8 protein-coding genes are annotated in these 5,647 nt (G+C 50.5%); 1 reads left to right on the forward strand and 7 read right to left on the reverse strand.

Going from position 1 to position 5,647, the window contains the following annotated elements:
• A partial coding sequence (locus Q7P41_RS11635; protein WP_303884439.1) for a hypothetical protein occupies positions 1-1,866 on the forward strand: 1,866 nt, incomplete at its 5' end.
• A 329-nt stretch (positions 1,867-2,195) separates the two neighbouring features.
• Here Q7P41_RS11635 and Q7P41_RS11640 read toward each other — a convergent pair.
• The 7 genes from Q7P41_RS11640 to Q7P41_RS11670 form a co-directional block, all read right to left on the reverse strand.
• Positions 2,196-2,732, reverse strand: coding sequence for a glycoside hydrolase family 108 protein (locus tag Q7P41_RS11640; RefSeq protein ID WP_303884440.1), 537 nt, complete (start codon positions 2,730-2,732; stop codon positions 2,196-2,198).
• A gap of 4 nt (positions 2,733-2,736) precedes the next feature.
• Positions 2,737-2,913 (reverse strand): YvrJ family protein, encoded by a 177-nt coding sequence (locus Q7P41_RS11645; RefSeq protein WP_303884441.1) that lies wholly within the window; start codon positions 2,911-2,913, stop codon positions 2,737-2,739.
• Between the two features lie 106 nt (positions 2,914-3,019).
• A complete protein-coding gene (locus tag Q7P41_RS11650; protein WP_303884443.1) occupies positions 3,020-3,226 on the reverse strand; it encodes a DUF2922 domain-containing protein in 207 nt (68 codons plus the stop codon).
• Between the two features lie 37 nt (positions 3,227-3,263).
• Positions 3,264-3,482 carry a DUF1659 domain-containing protein gene (locus tag Q7P41_RS11655; protein ID WP_303884445.1) on the reverse strand — a complete coding sequence of 73 codons (219 nt, stop codon included), beginning with the start codon at positions 3,480-3,482 and terminating at the stop codon, positions 3,264-3,266.
• A 72-nt stretch (positions 3,483-3,554) separates the two neighbouring features.
• Positions 3,555-3,947, reverse strand: coding sequence for a hypothetical protein (locus Q7P41_RS11660; protein ID WP_303884447.1), 393 nt, complete (start codon positions 3,945-3,947; stop codon positions 3,555-3,557).
• Between the two features lie 381 nt (positions 3,948-4,328).
• A complete protein-coding gene (locus Q7P41_RS11665; RefSeq protein WP_303884449.1) occupies positions 4,329-5,105 on the reverse strand; it encodes a hypothetical protein in 777 nt (258 codons plus the stop codon).
• A 23-nt stretch (positions 5,106-5,128) separates the two neighbouring features.
• A partial coding sequence (locus Q7P41_RS11670) for a hypothetical protein (RefSeq protein WP_303884450.1) occupies positions 5,129-5,647 on the reverse strand: 519 nt, incomplete at its 5' end.

Below are 5,647 nucleotides of genomic sequence, written 5' to 3' on the forward strand. Positions count from 1 at the left end.
CGTTTTAAGTATCTAAATCAGCGAACACCGCATGAAGGCCAAGGTCAGATGGAGACATACATTGCCGCGCTATATAGTGACATCATGGCGCGCGTTTTTACTGCCCCCACAGGCGGCGGCTTGCACCTTGCTTTTATTCGCGGCAATCAAGGCGAGATCGGTCTTAAGAGCTCAAGTGGAGAGCATTATTTTGGCCTAATATATATTGGAGATACGTCAGAGTTCAAAAAGTTATTGGAGAAAAATGCCCCCGAGATCACCATCGAAGAGGACGTCATCGGGCCTTCGCTCTTTAACGACATTAACCGTTCGGATTCTCGCATAAATGTGTTAATTGGAGCCAAAAAATTCATCGAGGGTTGGAATTCCTGGCGCGTATCAAATATGGGCCTGCTCAACATTGGACGCAGTGAAGGGGCGCAAATCATCCAGCTATTCGGTCGAGGTGTGCGGCTAAAAGGTAAAAACATGAGCCTTAAGCGCAGTGCGGCTTTGGATGGGCCACATCCAAGGCATATAACCATCCTTGAAACACTAAACATCTTCGCGGTACGTGCCAACTACATGGCGCAATTCCGTGAATACCTGGAGAGAGAAGGCGTAGATATCGAATCTGTCATCGAATTGCCTTTATTCATCAAGGTCACCGAATCCGCGCTAAAAGAGGATTTGGTTATTCCGCGTATTCCCGAAGGTCGTGACTTTGAAAGCAATCAACGGTTTGTGTTAAGGGCTGACGAAACGATTAAGGTACATGTTGACATGTCCCTTAAAGTGCAAATCATGACAAGTAACATAAATAAGCTGCATCAAGCCGTTGTTGGGCAAAAAAAAGAAGAAATTCCACCAGATAGCCTGACGTTGGTGGATTGGGAAAAGGTCTACCTTGATCTGTTAGAGTATAAAGTAATCAAAGGTTGGCATAATTTGATTCTGCTTCCAGAAACGCCATACCAACTCATGGAGCAAATTAAATATGAGCTGATCACCGATGATGACACTGTCAATCCAAAGGATTTAAAACACCTTGCCCTGCTTCAAGATGCCGTAACCAACATTTTACGAAAGTACATGGATGCTTTTTATAGAAACCGTCAAGAGCGCTGGGAAATAGAAACAATGACATACCAGAAATTAGACGAAAATGATCCAAATCTATCATTTAATCGAGATCGTGTATCTGAAAATAAAGCAGCCTACATTCTAAAAGTACGACCTTCTGACAGACAGTTCATTGATGCAATAAAAAAACTGATAGAAGAAAAAAATAAATTGTACCAAACAGAGGATGGAGAGCTTCCGCGAATTCATTTCGACCGACATCTTTACCTTCCAATATTGATCGAACGGGCAGATAAGCTCCAGGTAATTCCACCCACTCTTAACCCAGGGGAAGCGCAATTTGTGCGCGACCTCAAAGATTTCTGGAATAAAGAACAAAGCGATAGCATGGCAAATAAAGAAGTGTATGTATTGCGCAACCTAAGCAAAGGCAAAGGAGTAGGATTTTTCGAAAACAGAGGTTTTTATCCTGACTTTATACTATGGATTTTGGACAAGCAGAACAAGCATCAGCGTATCATATTTGTGGAACCACACGGCATGCGTCATGCACCAGCCTATGCTGATGACGAAAAAGCCCGGCTTCACGAACTGTTGCCAGGATTAGCCCAAGAAATTGCTACACGAAGTGGCCGTAACGACGTTTCTTTGGATTCATTTATCATTTCCAGCACCCCATACGAAGAACTCCGCACATATTATGGTGATGGCTCGTGGAAGATAGACAAATTTGCGGAAAAACACATTCTATTTTTCAAACGCACAAAGGATTATGATTACATACATAAAATGCTATGCAATTAGTGATGCTCATTGCCATTGTGAGTCGCCAGATGAAGTGCTTCTAGGCCCTGGAAAGGCAACAGGAGGGCCAATAAAACCTGTAAGCACAGTACTTTGCTAGTCGCGGAAGAAGTCAAGAGCCATATCTCTGGTTACTCAACTCAAATGGAATTTTATACGTTGAAGGCCTGCTCGAGGAAGCTCAAAAAGAAATGTAACAGAAGGATTTTTTGTCGCTTTCTGAAAAATTGATATTTTCATGTTGGAACATAAATTAACTCGGCCCTTCGCGGTGGCCTCTCGCATCGAAGTATCACAAGACCACCCTGGAGGGCCGATCAAATTTGTCGTTACCGGCACCTCTCCCACAGCCTTGCCAGCCTGTTTATCCAGCCTCGCAGGAAGGCGCGGAAGGCGGCTTTGTCCGCAGTGAGGCTTTGGTAGTACAAGGTCCTGCGCCACAGCGTAATGGCACATATAGGCCTCAAGGCGTCCAGATGTTCGGCCACAGCCGCTAAAGTCTTTTTGCCGATGATGCCGTCGGTTACGAGCTGGTCTTTTCCTTCATTTGCTATGTTTAAGGCCTCCTGCAGGAACTTCACGCCCCGCCTTACCCCGCAGTTTACGGCGCCGTCAAAGACGAGCAGGTCGATAGGGCTGGGCAGTTTGTCACAGCCTGCAGGCTTCCAATAAAAGGCCTCATATATCCTTATTGCCTGGTCTTTCGTCAAATCCCTGACGTGCTCGGGCAGGTTCGTCATCTGCTTTTTTGCCTGCCTCAAGGTGGCCGTGGTTATGCCGTAGTTTGTGGCACCTCCCGGGTCGCCTGGGCGGTCAGCAAATCCGCCTTCTACCATCAGAATGAATGATGCCGCGTCTTGAGTCATCTTTTTACTTCCTTTCGCTTGTCTTGTAAAAGTCGCATTCGATGCACTTTTTCAAGCCGGCCTGGAGCTCGTTTATGGCCTTGGTGAGCTCGCTCATGCGCGTTTCCATGCGAACGAGCAGGTAAGCTGCCACGGCTATAGAAAAGGTCGTCTGCACGGTAGACGTGATAAAATCTTCCATGACTTAATTTCACCTCCGTAAATTAGCGCCATCTAAAGGTAAAGGCGGGAGTGTCTTCCCGCCTTAAACGCAAAACAACACCACACAGGCAAGGCATAGGCATGCACTAAATGAGCTTCGTGGTTCCGGTCTCTACGAGCTCGGCGCCGACGATGCTTAAAGGCGGTATGCCAAATATGCTTCTAGTGATGATGGTGTTCATGGCAGCTTCGACCTCCTGCGCGGTAATGCCGGGCTTTGGGTCGCTCAAAGAAAGCATCCACTTGCCGTCTTCGGTATCAAATATCATTCGCAGTCTTCGCTTAGTCTCCATCGTTACACCTCCCTTCGGTCAAATCAGCTGCTGCGTACTACTCGACTCTGTTGGTGTCTACTTTCTGCACTTCAACCAATCCATCGCAGTCAAGCAGTCCGGCTATCGCCTGACCCACAGCTGCGACGTCATCGGGCTCGGCGATTACGTCAACGCCAGCGATGGACCTGCTGCGAAGCACGGGCTTGCCCCAATCGTCCTCTCCTACCTTGATCCTCAAAGTCATGCGGCTTGCTATAGGCTGGTATGTGGCCATGTTCACCCCTCCTTTCAAAAGTCCTTTAAGCACACAATACACGAGGCAGATAATGTATTCAATTCGCATAATTTATGCGAGCGCCGAAAGAACATATATGCATGAGGAGCTTTCACGGCCGCCACGAGCGCGCAGGATACCGCAAAGAGCCTTCCCAACATAACAGCACATAACAGCGGTCAAAAAAGCAAGCAGGCCCTGCGCGCTCACAGGCGGCCTAGCCCCGTCGGCGCCATGCGCAAAAGCCAGCGCAGCAAAGGCGGGCAAAGGCGCATATGGCGCATGGCTTGCCGACGGAGGGCAAGGGAAAGGGAGAAAAACAGTCGCAGGGTTCGTATCTCTTGCTGCCTCAAGGCCTGGAGGTTGCCCGCCGCCTCGCTTCGCTCCCACGCGCTTTAGCTCGCTCCCCCCACCCGCCCCCGCTCGCAAAAGCGCGTGGTCGCTTCGCACGGCGGCGGCCTTCATAATAACCCCCCTCTCCCGATTCTCGGGATCTCCCCCCAAAAGGGGGGAGAAAAAGATAAGGAAACATCACATATTCCACCCCCCAAACGGTGGGCGGACTAAAAAAGCATGCTCGAGCAGTCGCCTTGTCAAGCGCAGGCCCTTCGGGTCGCTGGCGCGACGCTTGACAAGGCGCCTTTGCTCTCGCAAAGACAAAGGCGTCCGCCCCCGTTTGGGGAAAAATGTTTAGGTTTCCACTTCTCTGTCGTCTTCTTCTGGCCTTCGTGGGCGCGCTCGTTGGCGCGCTGTTGCCTCTGTGGTTTCTCTTTCCCCGCTCGCTCGCTCGCGGGTGGAGGGCAAAAAGAAAAGCCCGGCTGTGCGCCGGGCCTGCCTTGCTCTGCCTTATTTTGCGTTAACTGCCTGCTTTAAGTTTTCGTCTAGAAAGTCTATAAGCTCGCTTGCCTGTGCCATCGTGAGGTCAGCCGTGCTTTCTATGTCGTACCTTTCTTTTATGCAGTCTCTGATAAATTCTTCGTCCACTCCCATCTTTCTTGAGATCGCAAATATGGCCTTGCGCTGGTTTTCCGTCGCCATGCGCTCGCCCTGCAGAGGCACGGTGCTGGCGTATAGGTGCGCACCTGTTTGCTGGCTTTTTCGCACCTCCGCGGCAAGGTCTGCATCCTCGAGGTCTTGGGTGAAGATATCGGATAAGGACCCTACGGTTAGGGCTGCGTCCACAAGGGCGCGCTTGCGTGCCATTTTCAAAACAGTATTCGCAAGCGTATATGGGTCTTGTCTGGCGTACTTGCGCTCTTTCGTGTTCGCCTGCCCAAGCCCCTCGGTTATGGTCTCGCCGTTTGCGGCAACGAGCGAACAGCGCACCATGTAGGCAAAAAATCCGGCTTCAAAGTCTTCCACCTTGCCAACTATCTCAAACCGGCTGCGCAGTCCCAGTAACACCGTTATCTTTTCTGCGCCCGGCTTTAAGAGCACCTTTCTGTCGCCTGCCCCGGGTATGGCGCCGTAGTCTCTTCCTTCCAGCAGCTGCGTCTTGATAAGATCCTGAAAGGCCCCGATCTTTGAAAGCGCCGCGGCAAGCTCGCGCGGATCCTTTCTGGCTACGATTGAAAGCTCGTCTTCCGCCCTGTTGACCATCGTTTCTTCCCTTGCTGTCGTCATCTTTATGTCCTCCCTTTTATGTTTTATATCTTGATCTCTTTTCGCAGGTCGTAAACGTCCCTTAGCCGCAGAAAAATGCCAAAACCCGCCTCAAGCAGGCGATCTGTGACGACAAAGTCCCTATGGTCATCGTCGTCTTCGCGGGAAAACCGCAGGATCCTCACGTCATCTATCGGGTATTTTTCGTCTTTGAGCATCTGCGCGTAGGCTGCTACCTGTATGATGTGCTCGGCGTATATGTTTCCGGAGGTCTTGATGTCAACGAGGGCCAACCTGCCGTCAAGCTCTCCGTACCAGTCGATCGTCCCGCCTACACGGTAGCGTTCGCTTACCATCTGTTCTTCTATCAGGTGGGTCAACATCTCGTGTTTTTCAAGCCACGCGCGGAATTTATCGGCGGCGTTTTGTGCCGCCTCGATCTCTTCTCCCGTGTATTTTGAAAAGTCCACTTCGGGGCCGCCGACCATGGCCTGGATCATCTCGTGGGCGCACGTGCCCGCCCCCGCTGAGGCCGCTGTGTAGGCGGTGGTGTCTATGCCCTG

This window comes from Acetomicrobium mobile, from assembly GCF_937920065.1.